This is a genomic window from Streptomyces sp. NPDC090445, from assembly GCF_044769385.1.
Taxonomy (GTDB): Bacteria; Actinomycetota; Actinomycetes; order Streptomycetales; family Streptomycetaceae; genus Streptomyces.
Genome location: NZ_JBIVXV010000022.1, coordinates 56,146 through 81,928, shown reverse-complemented (window position 1 = coordinate 81,928; position 25,783 = coordinate 56,146). Strand labels below are relative to the sequence as shown.

At 74.7% G+C, this 25,783-nt stretch carries 26 protein-coding genes, 1 tRNA gene and 1 pseudogene; 20 read left to right on the top strand and 8 right to left on the bottom strand.

What is annotated here, in order from left to right; all coding sequences use genetic code 11:
• The first annotated feature begins 1 nt into the window (after position 1).
• Complete coding sequence (locus ACIQUT_RS30435) at positions 2-955, top strand: hypothetical protein (protein ID WP_403567515.1); 954 nt, start codon at positions 2-4, stop codon at positions 953-955.
• Here ACIQUT_RS30435 and ACIQUT_RS30430 read toward each other — a convergent pair.
• Positions 933-1,649 carry a YoaK family protein gene (locus ACIQUT_RS30430; RefSeq protein ID WP_403567513.1) on the bottom strand — a complete coding sequence of 239 codons (717 nt, stop codon included), beginning with the start codon at positions 1,647-1,649 and terminating at the stop codon, positions 933-935. The two genes, ACIQUT_RS30435 and ACIQUT_RS30430, sit on opposite strands and share 23 nt — an antisense overlap.
• Before the next feature lie 33 nt (positions 1,650-1,682).
• On the opposite strand from ACIQUT_RS30430, the gene ACIQUT_RS30425 reads away from it, so the two are divergent.
• The 4 genes from ACIQUT_RS30425 to ACIQUT_RS30410 all read left to right on the top strand — a co-directional run bounded on the left by ACIQUT_RS30425 (position 1,683) and on the right by ACIQUT_RS30410 (position 4,764).
• Positions 1,683-2,117: a VOC family protein gene (locus tag ACIQUT_RS30425; protein ID WP_403567512.1), complete on the top strand. Its 435-nt coding sequence runs from the start codon at positions 1,683-1,685 to the stop codon at positions 2,115-2,117.
• A 106-nt stretch (positions 2,118-2,223) separates the two neighbouring features.
• The gene (locus ACIQUT_RS30420; RefSeq protein ID WP_403567510.1) at positions 2,224-3,438 is read left to right on the top strand and encodes an RNA ligase; all 1,215 of its coding nucleotides are present in this window, start codon (positions 2,224-2,226) and stop codon (positions 3,436-3,438) included.
• Between the two features lie 3 nt (positions 3,439-3,441).
• Entirely contained in the window at positions 3,442-4,383 is a 942-nt protein-coding gene (locus ACIQUT_RS30415; RefSeq protein ID WP_403567508.1) for an AAA family ATPase, read from the top strand.
• A gap of 21 nt (positions 4,384-4,404) precedes the next feature.
• Positions 4,405-4,764, top strand: coding sequence for an NYN domain-containing protein (locus tag ACIQUT_RS30410; RefSeq protein ID WP_403567507.1), 360 nt, complete (start codon positions 4,405-4,407; stop codon positions 4,762-4,764).
• A 95-nt stretch (positions 4,765-4,859) separates the two neighbouring features.
• On the opposite strand, the gene ACIQUT_RS30405 is transcribed toward ACIQUT_RS30410, so the two are convergent.
• The gene (locus ACIQUT_RS30405) at positions 4,860-5,609 is read right to left on the bottom strand and encodes a hypothetical protein (RefSeq protein WP_403567505.1); all 750 of its coding nucleotides are present in this window, start codon (positions 5,607-5,609) and stop codon (positions 4,860-4,862) included.
• A 313-nt stretch (positions 5,610-5,922) separates the two neighbouring features.
• On the opposite strand from ACIQUT_RS30405, the gene ACIQUT_RS30400 reads away from it, so the two are divergent.
• The 5 genes from ACIQUT_RS30400 to ACIQUT_RS30380 all read left to right on the top strand — a co-directional run bounded on the left by ACIQUT_RS30400 (position 5,923) and on the right by ACIQUT_RS30380 (position 10,038).
• Positions 5,923-6,297 (top strand): YbjQ family protein, encoded by a 375-nt coding sequence (locus ACIQUT_RS30400; protein ID WP_403567503.1) that lies wholly within the window; start codon positions 5,923-5,925, stop codon positions 6,295-6,297.
• Positions 6,298-6,510: 213 nt separating this feature from the next.
• Positions 6,511-8,097, top strand: coding sequence for a glycosyltransferase family 2 protein (locus ACIQUT_RS30395; protein WP_403567501.1), 1,587 nt, complete (start codon positions 6,511-6,513; stop codon positions 8,095-8,097).
• Positions 8,098-8,246: 149 nt separating this feature from the next.
• The gene (locus ACIQUT_RS30390) at positions 8,247-8,717 is read left to right on the top strand and encodes an LPXTG cell wall anchor domain-containing protein (RefSeq protein ID WP_403567499.1); all 471 of its coding nucleotides are present in this window, start codon (positions 8,247-8,249) and stop codon (positions 8,715-8,717) included.
• An 8-nt stretch (positions 8,718-8,725) separates the two neighbouring features.
• Complete coding sequence (locus ACIQUT_RS30385) at positions 8,726-9,493, top strand: RNA polymerase sigma factor (protein WP_403567497.1); 768 nt, start codon at positions 8,726-8,728, stop codon at positions 9,491-9,493.
• The gene (locus ACIQUT_RS30380; protein ID WP_403567495.1) at positions 9,490-10,038 is read left to right on the top strand and encodes a hypothetical protein; all 549 of its coding nucleotides are present in this window, start codon (positions 9,490-9,492) and stop codon (positions 10,036-10,038) included. Before ACIQUT_RS30385 ends, ACIQUT_RS30380 begins: the two co-directional genes overlap by 4 nt.
• Positions 10,039-10,148: 110 nt before the next feature.
• Here ACIQUT_RS30380 and ACIQUT_RS30375 read toward each other — a convergent pair whose 3' ends face one another.
• Complete coding sequence (locus ACIQUT_RS30375; RefSeq protein ID WP_403567493.1) at positions 10,149-10,853, bottom strand: ribonuclease H; 705 nt, start codon at positions 10,851-10,853, stop codon at positions 10,149-10,151.
• Positions 10,854-10,860: 7 nt separating this feature from the next.
• Positions 10,861-11,340, bottom strand: a complete 480-nt coding sequence (locus ACIQUT_RS30370) for a MarR family winged helix-turn-helix transcriptional regulator (protein ID WP_403567491.1) — start codon at positions 11,338-11,340, stop codon at positions 10,861-10,863.
• 199 nt (positions 11,341-11,539) lie between these two features.
• Here ACIQUT_RS30370 and ACIQUT_RS30365 point away from each other — a divergent pair, with 199 nt between their 5' ends.
• The 3 genes from ACIQUT_RS30365 (at position 11,540) to ACIQUT_RS30355 (ending at position 15,073) form a co-directional block, all read left to right on the top strand.
• A complete protein-coding gene (locus ACIQUT_RS30365; RefSeq protein ID WP_403567489.1) occupies positions 11,540-12,766 on the top strand; it encodes an MFS transporter in 1,227 nt (408 codons plus the stop codon).
• Positions 12,767-12,869: 103 nt separating this feature from the next.
• Positions 12,870-13,334 (top strand): heme-binding protein, encoded by a 465-nt coding sequence (locus ACIQUT_RS30360; protein WP_403567487.1) that lies wholly within the window; start codon positions 12,870-12,872, stop codon positions 13,332-13,334.
• 95 nt (positions 13,335-13,429) lie between these two features.
• A complete protein-coding gene (locus ACIQUT_RS30355; protein WP_403567485.1) occupies positions 13,430-15,073 on the top strand; it encodes a glycoside hydrolase family 20 protein in 1,644 nt (547 codons plus the stop codon).
• A 33-nt stretch (positions 15,074-15,106) separates the two neighbouring features.
• Here ACIQUT_RS30355 and ACIQUT_RS30350 read toward each other — a convergent pair whose 3' ends face one another.
• Entirely contained in the window at positions 15,107-15,415 is a 309-nt protein-coding gene (locus ACIQUT_RS30350; RefSeq protein ID WP_403567483.1) for a DUF3040 domain-containing protein, read from the bottom strand.
• Positions 15,416-15,501: 86 nt separating this feature from the next.
• Positions 15,502-16,341 carry an endonuclease I family protein gene (locus ACIQUT_RS30345; protein ID WP_403567481.1) on the bottom strand — a complete coding sequence of 280 codons (840 nt, stop codon included), beginning with the start codon at positions 16,339-16,341 and terminating at the stop codon, positions 15,502-15,504.
• Between the two features lie 269 nt (positions 16,342-16,610).
• Here ACIQUT_RS30345 and ACIQUT_RS30340 point away from each other — a divergent pair, with 269 nt between their 5' ends.
• Entirely contained in the window at positions 16,611-17,177 is a 567-nt protein-coding gene (locus ACIQUT_RS30340) for a DJ-1/PfpI family protein (protein WP_403567480.1), read from the top strand.
• A gap of 167 nt (positions 17,178-17,344) precedes the next feature.
• On the opposite strand, the gene ACIQUT_RS30335 is transcribed toward ACIQUT_RS30340, so the two are convergent.
• Entirely contained in the window at positions 17,345-18,160 is an 816-nt protein-coding gene (locus tag ACIQUT_RS30335; RefSeq protein ID WP_403567478.1) for a glutamate ABC transporter substrate-binding protein, read from the bottom strand.
• A 436-nt stretch (positions 18,161-18,596) separates the two neighbouring features.
• On the opposite strand from ACIQUT_RS30335, the gene ACIQUT_RS30330 reads away from it, so the two are divergent.
• From ACIQUT_RS30330 to ACIQUT_RS30305, 6 genes are all read left to right on the top strand, one after another.
• Positions 18,597-18,669: transfer RNA gene (locus ACIQUT_RS30330), tRNA-Arg, on the top strand.
• 58 nt (positions 18,670-18,727) lie between these two features.
• Positions 18,728-19,867 (top strand): gala protein, encoded by a 1,140-nt coding sequence (locus tag ACIQUT_RS30325; protein WP_403567476.1) that lies wholly within the window; start codon positions 18,728-18,730, stop codon positions 19,865-19,867.
• Entirely contained in the window at positions 19,864-21,660 is a 1,797-nt protein-coding gene (locus ACIQUT_RS30320) for an ankyrin repeat domain-containing protein (RefSeq protein WP_403567473.1), read from the top strand. Before ACIQUT_RS30325 ends, ACIQUT_RS30320 begins: the two co-directional genes overlap by 4 nt.
• The gene (locus tag ACIQUT_RS30315) at positions 21,657-22,847 is read left to right on the top strand and encodes an AAA family ATPase (RefSeq protein ID WP_403567471.1); all 1,191 of its coding nucleotides are present in this window, start codon (positions 21,657-21,659) and stop codon (positions 22,845-22,847) included. The genes ACIQUT_RS30320 and ACIQUT_RS30315 overlap by 4 nt, the downstream gene beginning before the upstream one ends.
• A 5-nt stretch (positions 22,848-22,852) precedes the next feature.
• Entirely contained in the window at positions 22,853-24,049 is a 1,197-nt protein-coding gene (locus ACIQUT_RS30310) for a VWA-like domain-containing protein (RefSeq protein WP_403567469.1), read from the top strand.
• Between the two features lie 131 nt (positions 24,050-24,180).
• On the top strand, positions 24,181-24,735 hold the full coding sequence (locus ACIQUT_RS30305; protein ID WP_403567467.1) for a TerD family protein: 555 nt from the start codon (positions 24,181-24,183) through the stop codon (positions 24,733-24,735).
• Between the two features lie 308 nt (positions 24,736-25,043).
• Here ACIQUT_RS30305 and ACIQUT_RS30300 read toward each other — a convergent pair.
• Positions 25,044-25,631: pseudogene (locus ACIQUT_RS30300) on the bottom strand (TetR/AcrR family transcriptional regulator); the annotation flags it as partial.
• Positions 25,632-25,783: the final 152 nt, after the last annotated feature.

Genomic DNA, 25,783 nt, shown 5'->3' with positions numbered 1-25,783 from the left:
GGTGGCCGGGGTGGAGCGGCTGCGCTCCCTGCCCGGCCTCACGTGGTGCAGGGAACTGCCCCCGGCGGCGGGTGGCGCCGTCATGGCCCCCGGCATCCTCTCCGTCGGCCTGCACCTGATCGGCCGGCAGGTGCTCTCCCTGGCCGCACTGGCCGTCGCCGGGGTGCTCTGGCTGCTCCTCGCCTTCGCCTTCGCGTGCCGGCTGGTGTGCGACCGGCCGCGGTTCCGGGCCGCCGCCTACACCCCGGCGGCGCTGACCGCCGTGGCCGCCACCTCCGTGCTCGGCTCCCGGATCTCGATGCTGGGCCGGCAGACCGCCGCGGCCGCCCTGCTGGCACTGTCCGCCGCCCTCTGGCCCTGGCTGACCCTCGCCGTCGTACGGCACTGGAAGCGGCAGATGCCCGGGGCGGTGTTCCTGGTCTGCGTGGCCGCCCAGGCGCTCGCCGTCCTGGCCGCGACCCTGGCCCTCGCCGGCCTCGGCGACTGGCTCGCCTGGGCGGCGCTGGCCGCGTTCTGCCTCGGCCTGCTCGACTACGGGCTGTCCTTCGCCCGGTTCGACCTGCGCGAGGTGGTGCGCGGCGCGGGCGACCAGTGGGTGGCGGGAGGCGCGCTGGCCATCTCGGCCCTGGCCGCGTCGAAGCTCACGGCGGTGCCCTGGACCGGTCCCCTGCACACGGCGCTGCACCGGGCCACCCTGGTCACCCTCGCGCCGGCCCTCGCCTGGTACGTGCTCCTGCTGGCCGCCGAGCTGCGCAGCCGGCGCCCCCACTACGACGTCCGGCGCTGGGCGACCGTGTTCCCGCTCGGGATGACGGCCACCGCCTGCCTGTCGGCGGCCGGGCCGACGGGCATCGACGGGCTGGCCCGACTGGGCGAGGTGCTCCTGTGGATCGCCGTCGGCGCCTGGCTGCTGACCCTCGCCGCCTTCGCGGTCAGCCGCCCGGGCGCCCGCTGACCGGACCGCCCGCCGGGGCGGCCGCGGCCCTGCCCGCCACCGCGATCCCCGCGAGCAGGGCGAACGCCGGCGCCAGCGCCGCCCACGGCCCGTGGTGCAGTGTCAGCAGGGCGCCGGCCAGGGCCCCGCAGAACAGCGCCGCGAGCGACACCAGCCGCCGCCGCGCGGCCGGCCCCCACGGGTCCGCGGCCAGCCCGGTCAGTGTCCGGGTGACGACGGTGGTCGTCAGGTCGGGGACGGCCAGCCGGTGCACGACGGCGTTCTGCACGCCCATGCCGAGCGCGAGCAGTCCCACCGCGGGCAGTTGACCCGCGCCGGCCGCGGACACCGCGAGGGCGCCCGCCACCAGTGCTGCCTGCACCGCCACGAGCGGCGCGAACAGCCGCCCGCCCGGACGGCCGCGGCGGCTCCGCCCGGCTGCCGCCGCCCCGGCCGTGAACGCGGCGAGCGCCAGGAGGGAGGCGGCGGCAGAGAACTGCCGGTCGCCGGCGAGCGCGAAGCCGAGCAGGGCCACGTTGCCGGTCATGTTCGCCACGAACACCTGGTCGAGGCCGATGAAGCTCACCGCGTCGACCAGCCCGCTCACGAACGTGAGCCCGACCAGCAGCGGCGGCAGCACCCCGTGCGCACCGGCCCCGCCGCCCTCCCGCGACGGGAACAGCAGCCGGGCCAGCGCCCGCAGAATTCGTTCCACGGCGTTGTCAGTGCCCCTCGGTAGGGTCGCTCCATGGCCTATATGTTCCAGGTGACCATCGACAGCGCCGACCCGCACGCCCTTGCGGACTGGTGGGCAGAAGCCCTCGGCTGGGAAGTCGAGCCGGTCGACGAGGAATTCATCCGCAAGACCGTCGCGGCGGGGCACGCCGCCGAGGACGACACCACCACCCACCGCGGCAGGCTCGTCTGGAAGGTGGGAACGGCCATCCGGCACCCCGAGGGCACGGACCGCGCCCCCCGCGTCCTCTTCCAGCTCGTCCCCGAGGAGAAGACCGTCAAGAACCGCGTCCACCTCGACGTCCGCACCGGCTCCGACGACCCGAAGGAGGTCGTCGAGCGCCTCCTCGCCAAGGGCGCCACCTTCCTGCACGACGGCCACCAGGGCCCGTTCGTCTGGACCACCCTGGCCGACCCGGAGGGCAACGAACTCTGCGTATCCCGCTGACCCGCGCGGAACCGCGCCGTCCGCACCGCCGCGACCTGCGGTAATTCGGTACCGGGCAGTCCCTCCCACCGTCGAGAATGAGACATCTCGAAACGGGAGGGACCCCATGGGCCACAACCAGGCCTACCTGACGCTGGACGACCTCATGCCGCGGCAGGAGCTCGCCGCCGCCATCGACGCCGGCCACGTCAGCCGCAAGACACACCCCGAACTGCCGCTGTCCATCTACACCTACACCCGGACGGCGCAGTACGAGCGGGTCTGGAACCAGGTGACCGTCCGCTGCCGCGGACTCGTCGCCGACGACACCACCGGTGCCGTCGTCGCGCTGCCGCTGCCGAAGTTCTTCAACGTCGGAGAGCACGAATCCGGACAGCCCTACGCCCCGGCCCTGCCCGACGAGCCGTTCGAGGTGTACGAGAAGGTCGACGGCAGCCTCGCGGTGGTCTTCCACTACGCGGGCGCCTGGCGGGTCGCGTCCAAGGGGTCGTTCATCAGCACGCAGGCGGTCTGGGCGCAGCGCCGCCTCGACGGCCGGGACACCTCGGGCCTCGTGCCCGGCACGACCTACCTCGCCGAGATCCTGTACCCGCAGAATCGTATCGTCGTCGACTACGGCGACCGCCGGGACCTGGTGCTCCTCGCCGCGTTCGGCGCCGACGGCACCGAGGTCCCGCTCGCCGAGGCCACCGGCCACTGGGAGGGGATCGGATCGGTCGTCACCCTGTGGCCCGCCATGCCGCTCGGCGAGCTGACCGCACTCGCCGAGGCGAACACGCTGCCCGGCGGCCGCGCCGCCACCGGGACCGACGCCGAGGGCTTCGTACTGCGCTTCGCCTCCGGCGTGCGCGCGAAGGCCAAGCTGTCCGAATACGTACGCCTGCACAAGGTGCTGACCGGCGTCACGGAACGGGACGTCTGGCGCAGCCACGGCATCCAGCGGTTCGCCGGCCTGCCCGCCAAGCAGGTCGCGCAGACCCTCGGCTGTACCCTCGCGGAGATCGAGGCCTCCGACGGCAAGCCGCTGGACGCACTGCTGGAACAGGTGCCGGACGAGTTCGACGCCTGGGTGCGCCAGGTCATCGCCCGCATCGAGGACGAGGCCGCACGGCGCGAGCAGGCGATCGACGAGGCCTACGCGCAGCTGGAGCACCTCGCCTCCGACCGGGGCGCCTTCGCGCGCGCCGCGAAGGCGCTGCCCGACAGCGGGATCCGCGGGGCGGTGTTCCTGCGTCTGGACAACCGTCCGACCGAGCTCGTCGTGTGGCGCCACGTACGGCCGCAGGCGTCCGACCCGTTCACGACCGATGAGGAGAACTGACCAGTGTCCGCACGACCCGAAGAGCCCGTACGGCCCGTCGTCCACGTCATGACGGGGCTGCCGGCGTCGGGGAAGACCACCGCCGCGCGCGCCCTGCAGTCCGAGGCCCCGGGCCGGATGCGCCGCGTCAACCTCGACGACCTGCGCGCCATGCTCGACCTGCCCGACCCCGAGCGGGGCCGCTCGTACCGGCACGAACAGACCGTCCTGGCCATCCAGGACGCGGCGGTCAGCGCCGCCGTCGAGGACGGCTTCGACGTCGTCGTCGACAACACCCACCTGACCTCGCGCATCCCCAAGCGGCTCAAGGCCGCCGTCGCCGGCCGGGCCACCTTCGTCGTGCACGACTTCACCCACGTGCCGGTGGAGGAGTGCCTGCGCCGCGACGCCGAGCGCGCGCGGCCGGTCGGCGAGGAGGTCATCCGGATCCTCGCCGACCAGCACACCAAGGCACGCAAGGGCGGCTGGCGGCTCACCGCCGAATGGCTGAACGACACGCCGTCCGTACAGCCGTACGTGGCCGACCCCGCCCTGCCCCCGGCGGTGATGTGCGACATCGACGGCACCCTCGCGCTGACCGGCGACCGCAGCCCGTACGACTTCTCGCGCTGCGAGATCGACGAGCTGAACGAGCCGGTGCGGTACGCGCTGGACGCCTTCCGGCGCGCCGAGGGCGACACCATCGTGCTGCTGTCCGGGCGCGGCGAGGAGCACCGCCCGCAGACCGAGGCGTGGCTCGCCCGCCACGGGGTGCCGTACGACGAGCTGTGGATGCGCCCGGCCGGGGACACGCGCCGCGACGACGTCGTGAAGGCCGAGCTGTTCGACGCGCACGTGCGGCACCGGTTCGCGGTGCGGGTATCGCTGGACGACCGGGACCGGGTGGTCGCGGTTTGGCGCCGGATGGGCCTGCCCACCTGGCAGGTCAACTACGGCGACTTCTAGCCCGCCGACCATACTGGGACCGTGAACGTGCTGATCGTGGACGGTGCCAACGTCGTCGGGTCCGTCCCGGACGGCTGGTGGCGCGACCGGCGGGGCGCGGCCGAGCGGCTGCGCGACCGCCTGGCGGGGCGCGACCCGGTGGCGGGCGAGGAGGTCGTCCTCGTCGTCGAGGGCGCCGCCCGGGGGGTCGAGTCCGTGCCCGGAGTACGGGTGGACTCGGCGCCGGGCAGCGGCGACGACCGGATCGTGGAACTGGTGGCGTCCCTCGCGGGCAGCGGCCGCGACTGCACCGTCGTCACGGCGGACCGGGAGCTGCGGTCCCGGGTCCGGGCGTACGGAGCGCAGTGCGTGGGGCCGCGTGCCGTACGCCCGGAGGCCTGACCGGGCGGTCGCAGGACCGGCGGTCCGGGAGAGCCGGGGAATGCGGAGGAGTCGGGGAATTCGGGGGAGCCGGGGGAGCCGGGGGTTCGGGCGGGTCAGTCGCAGGACCCGACCCGGTCCAGGTTCTTCACGTAGCGGGCGGAGACCCAGGCCTTGTGGCTCTCCTTGCCGCCGTTCCGCTTGGCGGACACGGCCTTCTCCTCGTCGGAGTCCTCTTCGAGCTCGTCCACGAGGTCGTCCTCGGCCACCTCCTCGGCCACCTCCTCGTCGGCCGATTCGTCGGCGGCGAGGTCCTCCTCGACCGCTTCCTGCTCGTCCCGCTGCTCCTGCTCGTCCCGCTGCTCCTGCTCGTCCCGCTGCTCCTGCTCGTCCCGCTGCTCCTGCTCGTCCCGCTGGTCCTTGTCCTCGCCGCCCTGCTCCTTCTCGTCTTCCTTCTTGTCGTCCTTCTTGTCGTCCTTCTTGTCCTTGTCCTCGCGACCCTTCTGGGAGTCCTCGTGCTCCTTCACCAGGAGGCGGTACCAGACGTCGTTGCCGTCGACCTTCTGGCCGTAGACCTTGCACAGGATCGCGACCCTGTGACCCGACCCGACCTCGCCGACGGAGCGCGAGTCGGCCGTCGGCAGGCTCCTGACCTTCAGCGAACCGCGCGAGACGACCTTGCCGACGGTGTAGTGCCGGCCGTTGAACTTCCCCGACGACCCTTGCCCCGGTTCGACGAGGCGGAGGTCGCGCGACGTCGTGTCGCCGCCGTGGCCCGCGTCCGCGACGGCGGCGCTCGCGCAGCCCAAGCCGAGCACCAGGCTTCCGGCGGCGAGAGCGATGACGGTCCTGGTGGGCTTCAGCATGTGCAGGCTCCTCTGCGAAGGCGCATCCGCCCGGCCGCGATGCGCCGCGGTCCGGAGCGGCGACCGGGCGGTCGCCAGGGACGACTATGACGAGGGCGTATCGTGCCGCCCCGATGACGCACCGTCATTTCGCCCGAAATGCCCAATAGGTATCGCTCTGGTGCGGGTGGGCTGCGCCGCCCCCGTGCTGCGCGGCCGCGCAGCAGGGCCCCGCAGGCCGGGGCCGGTGCAGGCGCCTGCCGGCCACCGCCCCGGTACCCGGTGGGCCGCGCTGCGGATGCGGGGCCGCGGCCCCGCCGCCACAGTGGGTGCCATGGGTATCGACGATTACACCGGCGGCCCCGGGGCCCAGCAGACCGGAGTCCTGGTCGTGACGACCAACGACGCCCCCGGATACCGGGTGGAGCAGGTGGTCGGGGAGGTCTTCGGCCTCACCGTCCGCTCCCGCCACCTGGGCAGCCAGATCGGCGCCGGCCTGAAGTCGATGATCGGCGGAGAGCTGAAGGGCCTGACCAAGACCCTGGTCGAGACCCGCAACCAGGCCATGGACCGGCTCATCGAGGCGGCCAAGGCCCGCGGCGCGAACGCCGTGCTCATGATGCGGTTCGATGTGACCGACGCCGCCGACGTGGGCACGGAGGTGTGCGCGTACGGCACTGCCGTCGTCCTCGTCCCGGCCGGCTCCTGACCGGCCGCGGTTCGGCAGCGCCCCGAAGTGCGCGGGGAACCGCGCGACCGGCCGCAACCAGGCCGCAACCAGGCCGCAACCGGGCCTCAACCGGGCCGCAGGCGACCGCCGGCCCGCCACGGCGCCTCCCGCGGAGCGCTCGGCGCGCGCCCCGTCGCCGCGGCCGGGGTCCCGGCTGCGGGCGCAGTGCGCGGCGAACCCTATGCTCAGGGCATGTACCACCCGTTCGTGCCCGACGTGTCCGTGATCATCGCGGTGTACAACGCGATGCCGTACCTGACCGAATGCCTCGAATCGGTCATGGCGCAGTCGCTCGGGCGCGACCGCCTGGAGGTCATCGCGGTCGACGACGGGTCGACCGACGGCAGCGGTGCCGAACTCGACCACTTCGCGGCCCGCCACCCGCAGATCCGCGTGCTGCACCAGCCGAACTCCGGCGGCCCCGGCGGACCGCGCAACCGCGCCCTCGACCTGGCCCGCGGGCGGTACGTCTTCTTCGCCGACGCCGACGACATGCTGGGTCCCGAGGCCCTCCAGCGGCTGCTCGCCATGGCCGACACCCAGGGCAGCGACCTCGTCCTCGCCCGGCAGGTCGGCCTCGGCCGGACCGTCTCCGAGAAGGCCCACCAGCACGCCCCCGAGGCCGACCTCTACACCTCGGAGGTCTACCGCTCGCTGCACTCGGCCAAGCTGATGCGCCGCAAGACCATCGAGGACGCGCAGCTGCGCTACCCGGAGGACCTCTGGTACGGCGAGGACCAGCTCTTCGTCACCTCCGTCTTCCTGGCCGCCGGGAAGATATCCGTGGTCGGCGACTACGACTGCTACTACCTGCGCCGCCGCGACGACGGCGGCAACCTCACCTCGCGCCCCCGCACCGCCCACGAGACCGTCGCCCACATCGAACGCGTCATGGCGCTGGTCGCCGAGCGCGTGCAGGACCCGGTGGGCCGGCGGCGGATGCTCGGCCGCCACTTCCGCAGCCTGCTGCGCACGGCCCTGCGGCCGGCCGTCGCCGCCCGCCACGGCGACCCCGCGTACACGGCGGAGGTCTACACGCGGGCGCGGACGCTGGTCGAGACGTACTGGACCCCCGACATGGGCGGCGAGCTGCCGCGGATCGACTGGATCCGGCTGTACGCCTTCGCCTGCGGCCCCCTCGCAGCCTTCGAGCAGCTCATGGAGTACGACCCGGCGAAGGAGCCGGCGCCGCAGGAGTTCGTCGAGAACGGCCGCCTGTACCGCTGCTACCCCCTCTTCCGGGATCCGGCCGCGGGCCTGCCCGACGTGCTCTTCGACGTGACGGGGCAGCTGAAGGTCCAGCACCGGCTGGTGTCGATGGCCTGGCAGGGCCGCCGGGTACGGCTGGCCGGGCACGCCTGGATCCAGAGCCTCGGCACGGACCGCATGGACAGCGAACTCGTCCTGCGCGAGCGCGAGACGGGACGCGAGTACGCGGTGCCCGCCGCCCCGTGCCCGGACCCCGAGCTCGCCGAGCGCGATCCCGGGCTGGACATGGCCGGGTTCCGGGCGGAGCTCGACCTGGCCACCGTGGCCGGGGGAGAGCCGCTCCCGCCGGGCCTGTGGGACTGCTTCCTGAACGTGCGCGCGGACGGGGTGGCGCGCACCGTCCGGCTGGGCCGGCGGCACGCGCCCGACCTGGACCGCACGGCCCGCCGCTCCAAGGTCCTGGCCCGGGAGGCGGGCGGGGCCACCGAGCTCGCGGCCGCGCCCTTCTTCACCGCGTACGGCAACCTCAGCTTCGAGGTCGTACGCCGGATCCCGCTGTCGGCGGGGTGAGGCCGGGCGTGTCCCGGACCCGCGCCGCCGCCCGGCCGGAAGTCCGCGGAAACTTTTCTGCACAGGGCGGCAACCTCCCGGGGGGTCGCGCGTCGTGCGGGGGTGAAGGGCGTCATCCCGCGCCCTCGACCCGACCGTGGAGAACCACCGTGACCAACCTCAAGCGTGTCCCCGCGCCCGCCCGTCCGTCGCTGCGCCGGGCGGCGGCCGCCGCCGTCGTGGCCGCCGCCGCGGCCGCCCTCGCCGGGCCGGTGCCGGCCGCGCACGCGGCCTCGGCCACGCCGTCTCCCGTGCCGACCGCGACGCGGAGCGTGCCGCCCACCGCCGTGCCCAGCACGGCTCCGACCCCCGTGCCGAGCACGCCGCCGAGCACCGCCCCGGGCGGCCGGCCGACGCCCTCGGTCAGCGTCCCCCCGACGGCCAGGCCGAGCGCCGCCCCGAGCGCGGTGCCGAGCGTGCCGCCGGGCCAGACGCCGTCCGCGACCCCCTCGCCCGCCGGCGGCGAGCTCGCGCAGACCGGCTCCTCCGCGACCAACGTCGCCCTGGGGGCCGGGGCGGCCGTACTCCTCGCCGCCGGCGGCGGGACCCTGTACGCCGTCCGGCGCCGCACCAACGGCTGAGGACGCCCGTGCTCCACCTCGCACCACCGGCACCCCTCGCACGGCCCCTCGCGCCCGGCTTCGGCCGGGCGTGGCGGGGCCTGCTGGCGTGGGCGCTGCGCCGTGAACGGCCCGCCCCGGCCGCCGCCCGCCCGGCCCCGGCCGTGCCCCCGCCGGCCGCCGCACCGCCGTACGCAGCCGGGCCCGCCCACCGGGACGCGTCCGCGTACCGGGGCGCGTCCGTGTACCGGGGCGCGTCCGCGTACGACAGCACCCGGGCCGGCCCCGGGGATCCGCCGTGGGATCCGCCGCGCCCGACGGTCTCCGGGCTCTACCACGCCCACCGGCTGCCGATGGTCCGCCTGGCCGTCCTGCTCGTCGACGACCTCGCCACCGCCGAGGACGTCGTGCAGGACGCGTTCACCGCCCTGTACCGCCGCCACGGGGAGGACATCGCCGAGGTCGACAACGCCCTGGGCTACCTGCGCACCGCCGTGGTCAACACCTCCCGGTCCGTCCTGCGCCGCCGGCGCACGGCCCGCGCCTGGACCCCGCCCCCGGCGCGGGACCTGCCGTCCGCGGAGGAGCACGTGGTCCTCGACGAGGCCCACCGCGAGGTCCTCGCCGCGCTCGCCCGGCTCACCCCGCGCCGCCGGCAGGTCCTGGTGCTGCGCTACTGGGCCGACCTGAGCGAGGCGGAGATCGCCACCACCCTCGGGATCAGCCGGGGTGCGGTGAAGTCGAACGCGAGCCGCGCCCTGGACGCGCTGGAACGGATTCTGGAGGGACGCGTATGACGTACGGCGAGCGCCCCGGCGGAGCCACGGGCGAAAGACCGGTCGAGCGCAGGCTGCGTGCCGCCCTCGACGCCCGGGCGGCCTCGGTCACCGTCCGCGAGCTGAGCCCCGCGGCTCCGCCCGGGCCGCACCTCCGGCGGCCGGGCCCCGTGGTGTGGCTGCGGTCGCGGCGCTGGGCGGTGCCGCTGGCGGGTCTGGCCGCGGCGGCCGCGGCCGTGGCCGGCTACGCCGTCCTGGCCCCGGACGCGCCGCCCGCCCGCCCGCTGCCGCCGGCCTCCCCGCCCGACCCGGGTTCCCCCGGCCCGGGACCGGGTCCGTCCGGCAGCCCGGCACCGTCGGCGGTGCCGTCGTCCCCGCCCGCGACACCGGGGAACCGGTCGACGCCGTCGCCCGGTGCGTCGCCGGGCCCGTCGGGGACGCGGCCGGCGCCCCCGGCCTCCCCGTCGCGGACCGGGTCCCCGTCGGCGCCGCCCTCGGGGACGGGGACTCCGGTGCAGTCCTCGCCGTTGCGCTCCCCGACCCCCAGCGCGAGCAGGACGGGCTGAGCCCAAGCGCTCCGCGGGAGGCGCTGTGACGGGCCGGTGAGCGCCTGCGGGCCCGTTGTGGCTGGTCGCGCAGTTCCCCGCGCCCCTTACGGGGCGCTGCCGCGGACCGGTCAGTCCGCGGCGCCGGCCGGGCCGGAGGCGCCGGCGCAGGCGAGGTGTCCCCAGCGGGCGCCGACCTTGGCGATGGTCTCGCCGGAGGCGTACGGCTTCCCGCAGGGGCAGCTGCCGGGGAACTTCGCCTTGACGGAGGCGCGGCCGCGGCCGGACGCCGCCTTCTTCGCCGGGGTGCCGGAGGGCCGGCGGGCGGGGATGGCGCGGCCGGGGTCGGGCACGGGCGGGTCGGTGTGGCCGAGTGCGGTGCCGGCGGCCTCCTGGGAGACGGCCGCGTCGCTGGCGGCCTGGTCGGCGATGGCGTTCAGCCGGTCGCCGTCGGTGCGGTGCGCGGGGACGTAGCGGAACTCCACGTCCCGCTCCGCCAGCAGCCCGTCGATGCGTTCGACGAGCTCCCGGTTGGCCACCGGCTTGCCCGCGGCGGTCTTCCACCCGTTGCGCTTCCAGGCGGGGAGCCACTGGGTGACGGCCTTCATCGCGTACTGCGAGTCCATGCGCACCTCGACGGCCGTCCCCGGGTCGAGCGCCTCCAGCAGCCGCTGCAGGGCCGTCAGTTCGCCCACGTTGTTGGTGGCCCGGCCCAGCGGGCCGGCCTCCCAGCGCTCCGGGCGGCCCTCGGCGTCGGCGATGACCCACGCCCATCCGGCAGGCCCGGGATTGCCCTTCGCCGCCCCGTCGCAGGCGGCAATGATCCGTTCAGACATCCCTCGATCATGCCCCAACCGCGGGGGTGCCCGTGCCGGGCCGGATGTTTTCCACGGCGGCGACCAGCGGGGCGAGCTCGGGCTTGGGCCTGGCCTCGTCCAGGGCCTCGCGCAGCGCGGTGTCGTTGGTCGGCCGGGCCGCGGCCAGCAGGGCCAGGCCGGCCTCGCTGACGTCGGTGTAGATGCCGCGGCGGTCGGTGTCGCAGAGGTAGCGGCTCAGCAGCCCGCGGTCCTCCAGCCGGCTGACCAGCCGGGTGGTGGCGCTCTGGCTGAGGACCACCGCGTCGGCGACCTGGTTCATGCGCAAGTGGCCGCCCGGCCCGTTGTGCTGGCGGCTGAGGACGTCGAGCAGCGAGTACTCGCGGACGCTCAGCCCGTGCTCGGCCTGCAGGGCCCGCTCGATGCGCGCCTCGATCCGGCCGTGCAGCAGGGAGAGGGCGCACCAGCCCTGGGCGAGGGCGGTCAGCGCGCTGTCCGTGGCCGTCATGGGCTCCTCCTTGCAGATCCCCGGTCCGGGCCGGTTCCCCGTACGCGGGTGCCTCCAGGATAGGCGACGGACGCAATAGCCCGCGCTTGCAAATATCCCGCGTCTACAATTAATGTGGACGCAGGCAATCGGCGATCGCAACCATTCTCGGTGCTGCCGCGCCCGTACCACCCCCCACCCCTGAAGGGCACCTCCCCTCATGCCTCTCGCACTGCTCGCCCTGGCCATCGGGGCCTTCGGGATCGGCACCACCGAGTTCGTGATCATGGGCCTGCTCCCCGAGGTCGCCGCCGGCTACGGCGTCTCCATCCCGACCGCCGGCTTCCTCGTCACCGGATACGCCCTCGGCGTCGTCCTCGGCGCCCCCCTGATGACCGTCCTGGGCACGCGCATCCCCCGCAAGCGCATGCTGATGCTGCTCATGGGCCTGTTCGTGGCCGGCAACGTGCTCTCCGCGCTCGCCCCCGTCTTCGGCGTCATGCTGGCCGGACGCGTCGTCGCCTCCCTCGCCCACGGAGCCTTCTTCGGCATCGGCTCGGTCGTCGCCGCCGAACTCGTCGCCCCCGAGAAGAAGGCCGGCGCCATCGCGATGATGTTCACCGGCCTGACCGTGGCCAACGTCGTCGGCGTCCCCCTCGGCACCCTCGTCGGCCAGACCCTCGGCTGGCGCACGACCTTCCTGATCGTCGCCGCCCTCGGTGTCGTCGGCCTGCTCGGCATCGCCCGCCTCGTCCCGGACCTGCCCCGGCCTGAGGGCGTCCGGATCCGCCACGAGCTGGCCGCCTTCAGGAACGTCCAGGTGCTCCTCGCGATGGCCATGACCGTCCTCGGCTTCGGCGGGGTCTTCGCCGCCATCACCTACATCACGCCGATGATGACCGAGGTCGCCGGCTTCGCCGACACCTCCGTCACCTGGCTCCTCGTCCTCTTCGGCCTCGGCATGGTCGGCGGCAACCTCCTCGGCGGCCGGTACGCCGACCGGGCGCTCATGCCGATGCTGTACGCCAGCCTGGGCGCCCTCGCCCTCGTCCTGGCCCTCTTCACGCTCACCGCCCACTCCAAGGCCGGCGCCGCCGTCACCGTCGTCCTCATCGGAGCCCTCGGCTTCGCCACCGTGCCGCCCCTGCAGAAGCGGGTCCTCGACCAGGCCGCCGGCGCGCCCACCCTGGCCTCCGCCGTCAACATCGGCGCCTTCAACCTCGGCAACGCGCTCGCCGCCTGGCTGGGCGGGCTCGTCATCGCCGCCGGGCTCGGCTGGACCGCCCCGAACTGGGTCGGTGCCGCCCTCGCCGGCTCCGCCCTGGTCCTCGCCCTCGTCTCCGGCGCGCTGGAACGGCGTACGGCCCCCCGCCCGGGGCGCATCGCCGCAGCCTCCGCCACCGCCCGGGGCGCCGCGGCGCCCGAGGCCGCCGCCGCCCGCCGCTGACCCGCTGACCCACCGATCCGCCGAACCGCCGAACCGCCGATCCGCGGCACACCGCCGCACGCACACCGCCACCCGACCGCACCACCCCCAGGAGAACCCCGCCATGTCCACCGCCACCCGCCCCCGCACCGCCGTCGCCCCCCTGACCACCGACGACGCCGAACTCCTCGTCTCCGCCGCCCGGGCCGCCGCCGAAGCGGCCGGCGCCACCGTGAGCGTCACCGTCCTCGACGCGGGCGGCCACCTGCTCGCCTTCCGGCGCGACGACAGGGCCGTGCTGATCTCCGGCGAAACCAGCACCCGCAAGGCCTACACCGCCCTCCAGCTGAACGCCCCCACGGCCGACCTGGTCGACGCCGTCCGCCCCGACGGGCCGTTCCACACCCTGCCCACCGCCCTCGACCGGCCGCTGCTGTTCATCGCCGGCGGGCTGCCCGTCCACCGCGAGGGCCGGATCATCGGCGCCGTCGGCGTGGGCGGAGCCGCCCCCGAGGAGGACCACGGCTTCGCCGCCGCCGCCCTCGCCGAGCTCGCCGCACACGACGGGGACGGTGCGCCGGCCGCCTGAGGCCTCGGCCGCCCGGGCGCCGGCCGAGTCGCGAGCCCGTGTCCCCCGTGCCACGTTGGTACCCGGGACACGGGCCACGGGGACACGGGTGCATCATGAGACGAACCAGGCAGTACAGGACGGGCCGCGCCCTCGCGACGGCGACCGCCGCCGCGCTGGTCGCCCTTTCCGTCTCCTCCTGCACCGCCGCCTCCCACGGCCGCGGGACGGGCGCCGCCCCCAGCGGCCCGGCCGGGCAGGCCCTCGGCACCGGCCCGGTGACCGCGCCGGCCGTCCCCGCGCCGACACCGTCGTACCCGCTGTCCTCCGCCCCGCAGACCATCCCGGCCGTACGCGAGCACACCCCCGCCCGCGGCCCCGGATGGAAGCCCGCCCCCGGCGCGCGGGTCGTCGTACCGGCGGCGAACAGCGCGGCCCTCGCCGACGAGGGCAGGCTGCTCGCCGGCGAACTCCGGCTCGGCTTCACCGACAAGGCCGCCGCACGCCCCGGAGACGTCGAACTCGCGCTCGCCGCGCCGGACTCCGGGCCCCCGGAGTCGTACACCCTCACCGTGAAGGACGGCCGCGTCCGCGTCACCGGCCCCGACCAGGCCGGGGTCTTCTACGGCACCCGGACCCTCAAACAGGCGGTGAAGGCGGCCGGTTCGGCCCCCGAGGGCACCGTGCGCGACGCGCCGGCCAAACCGCAGCGCGGCCTGAACCTCGACACCGCCCGGAAGAACTACACCGCGCCCTGGATCGAGGCGCGGTTGCGCGAGATGGCCGACCTCAAGCTCAACCAGCTCGGCCTGCACTTCTCCGACGACCAGGCCTTCCGGATCCAGTCCGACACCCACCCCGAGATCGTCTCCACCCCCCACCTGACCAAGGCGGAGGTCCGGCGGATCAACGCGCTCGCCGCCCGCCTGCACATCGCCGTCGTCCCCGAGATCGACTCCCCGGGCCACCTCGGCGCGGTGCTGCGCGCCCACCCCGACCTGCAGCTGCGCGACGTACAGGGCCGCGCGGTCAAGGGCGCCGTGGACATCTCGAACCCGGCCGCGGCCCGGCTCGTCGACGAGCTGCTCCGCGAGTACCTGCCGCTTTTCCCGGGCACCACCTGGCACCTGGGGGCCGACGAGTACCAGGCACTGGTCTACCGCGACCCGGAGGCCTCCTTCCCACAGCTCGCGCAGGCCGCGCGGCAGCGGTACGGGCCCTCGGCGAAGGTGCAGGACCTCGCCACGGGCTGGCTGAACGACCGGGCGGGCGTGGTCCGCCCGGCGGGCCGGGTGCCCAAGGCGTGGAACGACGGCCTGTTCGCGGGCGGAGTGGCGCGGGCAGCGCAGGACATCCAGGTCGAGTACTGGACCGGCCGCGAGGCCGGGGCCCGGCCGCCGGTCTCGTACCTCGACGAGGGCCGCAAGGTCGTCAACCTCAACGACGAGTACCTCTACTACGTGCTGGGGGAGCCGAACCAGTTCACGTACCCCACCGGCCGGCGGATCTACGAGGAGTGGACCCCGCTGGTCCTGCGCGGGACCACCCCCGTGCCCGCCCGGTACGGGCCGCAGATCCTGGGCGGCCGGCTCGCCGTCTGGAGCGACCTCGCCGGGGCCCAGACCCAGGCCCAGGTCGCCGACGGGATCCGGCTGCCGCTGGCCGCGCTGTCCCAGAAGGTCTGGGACACGCGGCCCCCGCAGCAGCCGTGGACCGACTTCACGGCCCTCGCCGACCGGCTCCGGCCCGCCGGGTCCTAGCACCGGCGCGCCCGGGCCGGGCGCACCGGAGGCTCAGCCCGCCCGGCCCGTATGCTCCCGGACCTGCCAGCGGTGCCGGAGCCACTGGGCGAGCAGCGGCAGCGCCATGGCCACCGTCAGGGTCCAGGCGGCCGCGAAGCCCCAGATCAGCGGCAGGGACACGGTGATGGACGCCGCGATCAGCAGTCCCACCGTCACCGCGCCGAGCGCGCACGCCGCCATCGCACGGTGGCGCAGCCGGCCGAAGCGCAGGATCCGGTCGAGCGAGCGGTCCTGCCTCAGTTCCGCCTCGATCGCGGAGAGGGCGCGCTGCTCGCGGTCGGAGAGTCCGGCATCGTCCATGACGACCTCCGTCGGCTGCTGCCGCAGGGTGCGTGCAGCAGCCTCTGACCTGCGGATACCCGGTCCACAGAGGGGTCAATCCTGGGTCACCAGATGGAGTCGACCCACTCCGGGTGGTCGATGAACGGGTTCCGGTTGTGCTGGTAGGTGTTGTAGATGACCTCGTTGCGGCGCTTCTCGAAGGCGTCCGGCGGGTCCAGCCGGTTCCATTCCTTCAGCATGCTGATCCGGCCGAACGACGGCGCGCTGCCGTTGTTGACCCGGTCGTTCATCTCCAGGTCCGCGAAGCCGTCGCCGCCGTCGTAGCGCACCGCCATGTACAGCAGCATCCGGGCGACGTCGCCCTTGACCGCGTTCCGCGGCTCGAAGGAGTCGGCGTCGGTGTAGCTGCCGGGGGCCTCGGCGACGGGGCTGCCGCCGCGGTCGAAGTCCTTGTTGCCGCGGGTGCTGTTGACCGTGACGTCCTCGGGGCGCAGGTGGTGCAGGTCCGTGCCCGGGCCGGTGGCGGTGCCGAAGTCGCCGTGGCTCTTGGCCCAGACGTGCTCGCGGTTCCAGTCGTTGGCGCCGCCGCCGTTGGTCGACTTGGACTGGGAGCGGCCCGAGTAGACGAGGATGACGTTGTTCGGGTTCGCCGGGTCCTGGTCGGTGACCTTCAGCGCGTTCCACACGGCGTCATAGCTGATCCGGGACTGGTTCTTGACGATGTCGTGGAGCGCGGCCTTCAGCGCTGCCCCGCTCTTGCCCTCGGCGGGCGCGTAGTACGCGTCGACGGGCGTGTACGCGGTGGTCGCGGCCTGCGCGGCCGCGGCCGTGCCGGTGCTGCCGGCCGCCTGGTGCGCCGTACCCGCCGTGGCGGCGGCGGGTATCGCCACCAGGGTGGCGGCGGCGAGGCCGACGACCCAGGAGGTTCTCCGGGAGATGGTCATGGCGTGGGGGATCCTTTCCGTGCGCACCGCCCTCCCCGCCGGTGGGTCGACGGGGTGTCAGGTGACGGAGCGACGGTGACATTGTCATGCACCGAACAGGTGAAATGCACATGTCGGGAGCCCGGACATTCCTTGCGGGCCGCGTAACCCGATCGGGTGACAGCCCTCTTGGCAGGAACCCGGAGCACGGGCAGGGTGGCCGGGGCCCGGCGAGGACCGGGCGGACGCGAAGACCACGATCGTGCGAACACCCTTACCGGGAGCAGCCCATGGCAGTGAAGATCCTCATCGTGACCGGCGACGCGGCGGAGTCGCTGGAGGTCCTCTACCCGTACCAGCGCCTGCGCGAGGAGGGGTACGAGGTGCACATCGCGGCGCCCGCGGTGAAGCGGCTGCGGTTCGTCGTGCACGACTTCGAGGACGGCTTCGACACCTACACCGAGAAGCCGGGCTACACCTGGCCCGCCGACGTCGCCTTCGCCGACGTGGACCCGGAGCAGTACGCGGCCGTCGTGGTGCCGGGCGGCAGGGCGCCGGAGTACCTGCGCAACAACGAGGACGTGCAGCGGATCCTGGGCGCCTTCGCCGCCTCGGGCAAGCCGATCGCCCAGATCTGCCACGGCCCGCTGATCACCGCGGCGACCGGCTCGCTGGACGGTCGGCGGGTGACCGCGTACCCGGCGCTCCAGCTGGACATGAAGGCGGCCGGCGCCGACTTCGAGGATGCCGAGGCCGTCGTCGACGACAAGCTGGTCTCGGCGCGCGTCTGGCCCGACCACCCGGCGTGGATGCGCGAGTTCCTCAAGGTCCTCGCCGCCGAGGCCCCGGTGGACTGATCCCGGCGGCGGCGAAGGAGACGTTCCCCCTTCGTCCGGTCGTCAACGACGACGCGCAGGCCCTGTTCCGCGCCGACCGGCGCACCGGCGCACCGGCGCCGCGGCCCCGCGGCCCGGCCCCCGCTCGCAGGGGGGGCGGGTCCGTGGGCGGTGCCCGGCGGGCGTCGTCAGCTGCCCGTGGTGATCTGCGGAGCGGGCTCGTTGCGGTAGTTGGCCGAGCCGAAGTTCTTCTTCACGGCGGCGTCCCAGGAGCCGTCGGCGACCATCTTCTTCAGGGCGGCGTTGATCTTGCCGACCAGCTCCTTGTTGCCCTTCTTGACGCCGATGCCGTAGCTCTCGTTGCTCAGGCTCAGGCCGACGAGCTTGAACTTGCCCGTGTTGGCCTTGTGGGCGGCGTAACCGGCGAGGATGGCGTTGTCGGTGGTCATGGCGTCGGCCTGGCCGTCCTGGAGGGCGATGACGCACTCCGAGTAGCCGCCGAGCTCCAGCAGGCTCGCCTTGGGCGCCAGGCTCTCCTTGATGTTCGACGCCGAGGTGGAGCCGGAGACCGAGCACAGCTTCTTGTTGTTGAGGTCCTCGGCCTTGGTGATCGAGTTGTCGCCGGCGCGGACGAGGAGGTCCTGGTGGGCCGTGAAGTACGGGCCGGCGAAGTCGACCTTCTCCTTGCGCTTGTCGCTGATCGAGTAGCTCGCGGCGACGAACTTGACCTCGTTGTACTGCAGCAGCAGCTCGCGGTCGGAGCTGTCGACCTTCTTGAACTCGATCTGCTCGGGCTTGTAGCCGAGCTCCTTGCCGATGTAGGTCGCGACGTCCACGTCGAAGCCGGAGAAGGCGCCGCCGGTCTCGCGCAGGCCCACACCGGGCTGGTCGAACTTGATGCCGACCGACAGGGTCCCCTGGGGGCCTTCGTCGCCGCCGCAGCCGGTGGCGGTCAGGGCGAGGCCGACGACCGCGGCCATCGCACCAGCCTTGGGAACCCTCATGTTGTGCACTCTTTCCTAGGGGTCGCGGGACGCGGAGCGGGATTGCCGGATCGCGCGGAACCGCGGAGATGTTTAAAAGCGTTAAGACGCGTGTACGAGGAAGCTAGGAATGCCGCCGCCGTGGTGTCACTGGAATTGAGCGAAACTTGAGGTAACGATCCGGCTCGACCGGCGTTTCTGTGGCGATTACGGCCGTGAACGGGATAAAAGCGGACGCCTCGGGGCGGCGTGCGGGTGACGCCTTCGAGGTGGTCGGTGGAAATGCCTCGGATGTCAAAGAAAAGGCATATGTCTGATTCGTCCGGATGTTGCGCTTCCGGAATCGGGCGGGGGCGCATGGTCCCGCGGCGTCCGTTCGTCGTCGATGGCAGTTATCCGGCCATGGATTCAAACTGATGATCGACTTTGGCCGGAAAGTCGCTATGATCTCCGCAGCAAGGCCGTAGCGCAGAGGTCGTCGCGCCCAAGCATCGAGCTGGAGGACGTCGGTTCGAATCCGACCGGTCTTGCGTCTTCTTCGAGTCGTAGCGGACGCCGGGCACCGGCGAAGGAACCGGTGGAGTGGTGATGACACGGCCGATACCCGTACGGTGCCCTGCGATCGAGCACCCCGACCTGCCCCTCGCCGACCCGGCCGGCCTCGACCCGCTGCTCGCGCGGCTCGCCGCGGCCGAGGAGCCCGCGGCCGACGAGGCCTTCACGATCGGCACCCTGCGCACCGACGGCCGCGTCGACCTGTGCAAGCAGGGCCTCGGACCGGCGGGCGCCGCCCGCGTCGCGACGGCCGCCGCCCGCTCCCCGCACGCCCGGCACCTCCTGCTCGGCACGAACTCCATCGGCGACGAGGGCGCCCGTACGCTCGTCGGCGCCCTCGGCGACGGCCACGGCCTGCACACCCTCTACCTGGGCTGCAACCGGATCGGCCCGGACGGCGTCGCCGCCCTCGCGGAAGCCCTCGCCGACGACACCTCCGTCAAGGCCCTCTGGCTCAAGCGGAACCCGGTCCTCGCCGACGGCGCCGCGACCCTGGCCGCCCTGCTCCGGCGCAACCGCACCCTGCGCACCCTCGACCTGGTCAACACCGGCATCGGCGGCGACGGCGTACGCCTCCTCCTCGACGCCCTCCGCACCCGCGAGACCCCGCTGGAGCGCCTCTTCCTCGGCGGCAACGGCCTCACCGCCGACGACGCCCCGCTGCTCGCCGCCCTCATCCGGGACGCCGGCGTCCGCGAGCTGTACCTCCCCGCCAACCACCTCGGCGACGAGGGCACCGCCGTCCTGGCCGCCGCCGCGGCCGCCGACCCCGCCCGTCCGGTCCGCCTCGGCCTCGGCGGCAACGGCATCGGACCCGACGGCGCCCGGGCCCTCGCCGACGCCCTCGGCGGCGTCGAAGCCCTCGACCTCGGCCGGGCCCTGTCCGAGCGCAGCCTCGGCTCCACCGGCAACACCACCGGCGACGAAGGGGCGCACGCACTCGCCGCCGCCCTGCCCGGCAGCCCGCTGCGCCGCCTGGAACTGCGCCACACCGGACTGACCGGACGCGGCGCGAAGCGCCTGCTGGCCGCCGTCCCCGACGGCTCGCCCCTGGAGTACGTGGGCCTCGGCCCCGGCCTGCCCCGCAAGGTGAAGCGCTCCTTCGCCGGCCGGCTGCGCCCCGCCCGCGGCGCCCACCCCGACCTCAGCGCCATCACGAGCGTGTACCGATGAACGCGCGCCCCGAGAACCGCGTCCCCGACCGGCTGCCCGGCGGCTTCCTCACGGAGGACGGCCCGGCCTGGCAGCGGATCCGCCGCTACGCCGTGCCCGGCTGGATGATCGAGCGCGCGACCGGGCACCGGCTCGCCGGGGACTGGCGCGCCGCCTGCGCCGCGGCCGCCGTCGACGTCGCGTTCGACCTGTCCGAGGTCTCCGCCCGCCACGGCGCCCCGGTCGCGGAGGCGGTCGAGGACGACCTGCGCCACCTCGCGCCGGACCTGGTCCGCTGGCACCTGCCCCGCCTCCTCGGCGGCCGCACCACCCACGCCACCCAGGTGCGCGTCCTGCTCGCCCGTTACGGTTCGGGCCACGACGCCCCGGTGCTCTCCGCCACCACGGGTCCCACGGTCGACGGCCCGCAGCGGCTGCGGCTGCACTGCGGGCCCGTCGATCCGCTGGAGGGCAACCACAGGCCCTACGTCTTCACGAATTTCGCGCCCGAGAACTGGATCGCGACCCGGCCGCTCTGGGACGCCCGGCACACCGCCGGACTGCGCGAGCGCCTCACCGGCGGCGCCGCCCGGCTGCCGTTCTTCCGCCCCGACGGCACGCCGCTGGGCCGGGACGAGCTGCCGACCGCCGACCCGGGCCGGGCCGACCAGGCCGCCCGTGCCGAGTGGGTCGCCCTCCTGCAGGCCCGTGGCGAGGTCGCTGCCGCCTGCGATGCCGCCGGCATCGAACGGGACCTGACCGTGCCCGAGACGGAGTCGCCGTACGACCGCCCCGTCGACCCCGAGGCCCTCATGGCCGCCGGCACCTTCGACCTGACCCGCCTGGAGGCGGAGGTACGGCGCCTGCAGGAAGCCGGAGAAGGCGGGCGGTTCCGGATACCCGTGCGCTGGAACGGCGACCTGGCGGTGGAGCTGACGGAAGGGGGCGGCCTGCGCCTCTCGGCCCTCGCGGCGAGGCGCTGGAACACGCCGGTGGAAGTCGCCGCCCTGCCCCGGTCCGCCCGGTGGCGACTGCCCGACCTCGAACTCGTCCGCACCGGCCGGATGACTCCCCGGGAACTCCACCCGCTGGTGAGCGCCGCCCTCTTCCCCGAGGCGGGCCCGGCCGACGGCCCGCCCGCCCCGGACGCCCCCGGCGCCGTACGCGTGCGCTGCCGCGGCGTCTGGCACGAGGTGCGCTCCCAGGGCGGCACCCTGGACCTGCCGGCGCACACCGCCGAGGAGCAGCAGCGCGAGCGCGCCATGCGGGCGTTCGGCGGCGCCGTCGCCGGCTGCTTCGCCGTGCAGCACGACTGGACCACCGGCAAGGGGCGGCTGCCGCGCGCCCTGCGGGCCGAGATGCGCGACCTGTTCCTGCGCGCCCAGCACGGCGACACCCCGGGCGTCATCGCACTGCTGGACGCCGGCACGGACCCCCGGGTCCGCGACCGCCGCGGGTACACGCTGCTGCATGTGCTCCACCTCCTGGACCACACGGAACTGCTGCCCCGGCTGCGGGCGGCGGGCCTGGACCTGGAGGCCACGTCCGGGAACGGCCTCACCCCGCTGCAGGTGGCCGTCCAGTTCGGCGGCTCCGCCGAGCTGGTGCGGGCACTGCTCGCGGCCGGCTCCCGGATCGACGTCATCGACGACATGGACCTGTCGCTGGCCCAGACGATCCGCCGCTACAAGCGCACCGATCTCGCCTTCCTGCGCAGCCGTGTGGAGGAGGAGTTCCCCGGCATCGGCTCCGAGTGGTTCGACGAGTACATGGACGAGCGCGACGCCGAGCACGCCGAGGACGAGGACGCATGAGCAACCGGCCGCCCGGCCCCCTCGCGGCCGCCGACGCCCTCGGCGCCCGGCTGCGCGCCACCCGCACCGAGCCCGCCGCCAACCCCCAACTGGAGGCGCTGGCCCTTGCGGTGACCGCGAATCAGCCGGTCCTGCTGTGGGGCGAGCCCGGCATCGGCAAGTCCGCCGGCATGCAGCAGCTCGCCGACGCCCTCGGCATCGGGCTGGAGACGGTCATCGCCAGCGTCCACGAGCCCTCCGACTTCGCAGGCCTGCCCATCGTCGGGGACGACCCGGCCACCACCGGTGTGCCCATGGCCCCGCCGGACTGGGCCGTGCGCCTCGCCCGCACCGGGCACGGCCTGCTCTTCTTCGACGAGCTGTCCTCCGCCCCGCCCGCCGTGCAGGCGGCCCTGCTGCGCGTCGTCCTCGAACGCCGGGTCGGCAGCCTCGTCCTGCCCGAGTCGGTACGCATCGTGGCCGCGGCCAACCCGCCCTCCAGCGCTGCCGACGGCTGGCACCTCAGCCCGCCGCTGGCCAACCGGTTCGTCCACCTCGACTGGACCCACAGCCCGCGCACCGTCGCCCGCGGCATGGCCGGCACCTGGCCCGAGGTCGCCCTCCCCGCCGTGGACCCGGCCCGCGTCTCCGGCGCCGTCGCCCGGGCCCGCGGCGTGGTCTCCGGCTTCCTGACCGCCCGGCCGGGCCTCGTCCACCACATGCCGAACGAGGCCGAGGGCCGCGGCCGCGCCTGGCCCTCCCCGCGCACCTGGGAGATGGCGCTGCGGCTGCTGGCCACCGGGTACGCGGCCGGTGCCGGCCGGGAGGCCCTGGCCACCGCGCTCACCGGGGCCGTCGGCGAGGCCGCCGGCATCGAGCTGCTGTCGTACCTGGAGAACCTGGACCTGCCCGACCCGGACCGGGTGCTGGCCGATCCGGACGCCTTCGCCCTGCCCGAACGCGGCGACCGGCAGCTGGCCTTCCTCATCGCCGTGGTCGCGGCCGTCCAGGGCGAGCTCACCCGCCCGCGCTGGGAGGCCGGCTGGGCGGTCCTCGCCAAGGCCGTGGACGCGGGCGTGCCGGACGTGGCCGCACGGGCCGCCGCCGACCTCGCGGCGATGCGCGACCTGGACTGGCCGGTGCCGTCCGGCATCGACGCGTTCGTCGAACTGCTCCAGCTCTCCGGCGCACTGCCCGGCAGCGGCTGACGGGCGTGGACGCGGAGCAGGCCCGCCTGGACCGGGCGAAGCTGCTCGCCGCCCGCTACCGGGCGGCGGAGGCCCGGCCCTACCTGGCCTCGGCCCTGTACGCGCTCACCGTGGTCCCCTCGACGGCCGTCCCGACCATGGGCGTGGACCGGCACTGGCGCTGCTACGTCTCGCCCGCCTTCGTCGACGCGACCCCCGTGGCCGAACTGGCCGGCGTGTGGATCCACGAGGTGGCCCACCTGCTGCGCGACCACCACGGCCGGGCCGGCCGGCTCCCGGCCGCCGACCAGGGCGACCAGGTCCGGATCAACATCGCCGAGGACTGCGAGATCAACGACGACCTCCTCGCCGACGGGCTGGCGCTGCCCGAGGGGCGGATGGAGCCCCGGCTGTTCGGCCTGCCCACCGGAGGCATGTTCGAGGAGTACCTGCCGTCGATCCCGCGCACCCCGCGGCACGGCGTCGACTGCGGTTCGGGCGCCCACGGCGTGCCCGCCCCCTGGGAGCTCGGCGAGGCGGCCGGCACCGCCCGGATCAGCCCGGTCGAGGCCGAGGCGCTGCGCCGCCAGACCGCCCAGGCCATGCGCGCCCACCAGCGCAGCCGCGGCACGCTCCCGGCCGGCTGGGAGCGCTGGGCGACGGAGGTGCTGGAGCCCACCGTCGACTGGCGGCGCGCGCTGAGCGGGGCGGTACGGGAGGCCGCCGCCTGGGCCGCCGGAGCCGTCGACTACACCTACCGGCGCCCCTCGCGCCGCACGCCCGCCCTCGGCGGCCGGGTGGTGCTGCCCAGCCTGCGCAGGCCGCTGCCGCGGGTCGCGATCGTCATCGACACCTCGGGGTCGATGGGGGAGGACGAGCTGGCCGCCGCGCTCGCCGAAGTGACCGGCGTGCTGCGGGAGGTGGGGGTGCGCGGCAACCGGGTCGCGGTGCTGGCCTGTGACGCGGACGTGCAGGCCGTGGCCCGGGTGACCAGCGTCGACCAGGTGGCGCTCGCCGGCGGCGGCGGAACGGACATGCGGGTCGGGATCGGTGCCGCGCTGGCGGTGCCGGACCGGCCGGACATTGTCGTCGTGCTGACCGACGGTTTCACGCCATGGCCCGGCGAGCCCTCGTCATGCCGGGTGATCGCCGCGCTGATCGGCGAGGGCGCCCCGCAGCCCCCGGACTGGGTGGAGACCGTACGGGTCGTCCCCGGAGCGTAGGGGCCGGCCGCCGGAGCGGAGGCGCACACCCCGGAGCCCCGCGTGGCCGGGAACATGCGGTCACCCGCGCCGGAGCCGCCCCCGCATGACAGCATGGCCGGGCAACACCCGAGGAGCGGAGGGGGAGTTCGGTGAGCGGTTCGGCGAGCGGAGTACGCAAGAGCCTGGCGAAGGTCGAGGTCGCGCTGCGGTGGGACCCGAGCCCCGCGGGCGCGCCCCCGAACGACCTGGACATCGTGGCCGCGGTCTACGGCGCCGCCGACCCGTACGGGCAGCCCGTCCAGGTCGTGCACTTCGGCAGCCGGTCGCCCGACGGCACCATCACCCTCAACCGCGACAGCCGCACCGGCCAGGGCTTCGGCTACGACGAGGTGATGGTCCTCGAACTGGACCGGATGCGGCCGGAGTCGGTGCGGGTCGTGGTGGGCGTGCTGATCCAGGACGCGGGCCCGCGCGGCGGCCACCGCAAGACGTTCGCCGCCGTAGGGGGCACGGGCGTCCGGATCCGCGAGGGCCACAGCGACCTCGCGGTCACCGACTTCGCGGCCGTGCCGCACGCCACCGCGGCCACGGTCGCGCGGTTCACGCGCGACGGCGCGGGCTGCTGGCTGCTGGACACCGCCGTACAGGGCTTCGACGCCGACGCGGAGGAGTACGTCCGGGCCATGGGTGCCGAACGGCCCTGACACGGCAAGGGTGAAGGGGCCGGCCGTGCGGACCGGGCGGCCGCCACCCCTCGCACGGGTGGCCGCCGCCCGGTCCGGCCGGCGCGCTGCCGCCGTCCCCACGAGGCAGCGCGGGGCGGGCCTCCGTCCGGTCATCGGTGACGGGGCCCACCGGTTCAGGGGGCCGTGTCCGGTCCCGGTACAGGTGCCTGCCGCGGGCCGGAATCGGGCGCCTGCTGTGAGCCGGGGCCGGGTTCGGACGCCCGTTGCGGGCCGGAACCGGGTGCCTGCCGCGGGCCGGCGCCCGCGCCGGGTGCCGCGTCGGCCGCCAGCCCCAGGGCGGGCAGCAGGGCCGCGTCGACGAACCGCACCAGGTATTCCGCGTCCGCGTACCGCCCCTCCAGCACCGGCCGGATCCGCAGCACACCCATGAGCTGCGCCGGCAGGAACTCCACGGCGGGATGGTCCGGGACGATCTCCGCGCGCTCCACGGCCCGCGCCACCATCGCCGCGAACGCGGCCAGCTCCGGCTCGACCAGCGCCTCGCGCAGGGCCGCCTGGAGCTTCTCGTCGCTGAGCACCGCGTGCCCGAGCGCCTGGGTGAGGCGGGTGTCGCGCCCCGAGGTGCCGGCCGCGATCCGGGCCGCCTCGCGCAGGTCGCCGGCCAGGGAGCCGGTGTCGACCGCGGCCAGGGTGCCCTGCCGGTGCGCGCGCAGGGCCGCCGCGACCAGTTGCGGCTTGGTCTTCCACTGCCGGTAGAGCGTCGACTTGCCGCAGCAGGCGCGGGCGGCGACGCCCTCCATGGTCAGGGCCTCGTAGCCGTGCTCGCGCAGCTCGTCCAGGACGGCGTCGTAGAACTCCTGCACCCGCTCGGGGGTGATCTTGGAGCGGCGCCCGGCGGGCTGCGTCGACGTCATGGGGTGCGGCTCTCCTCGGGGCTTCGCGGCGGATGCTTCCGTCCCCGAAGTGTAGAGGAACGCTCGCGTATCGGTACACCCCCGTATCGATACGTGAATGTATCGATACACTGGCGTCTCGGTGGCGGCCGGTCCGGACCAACCGCCCGCCA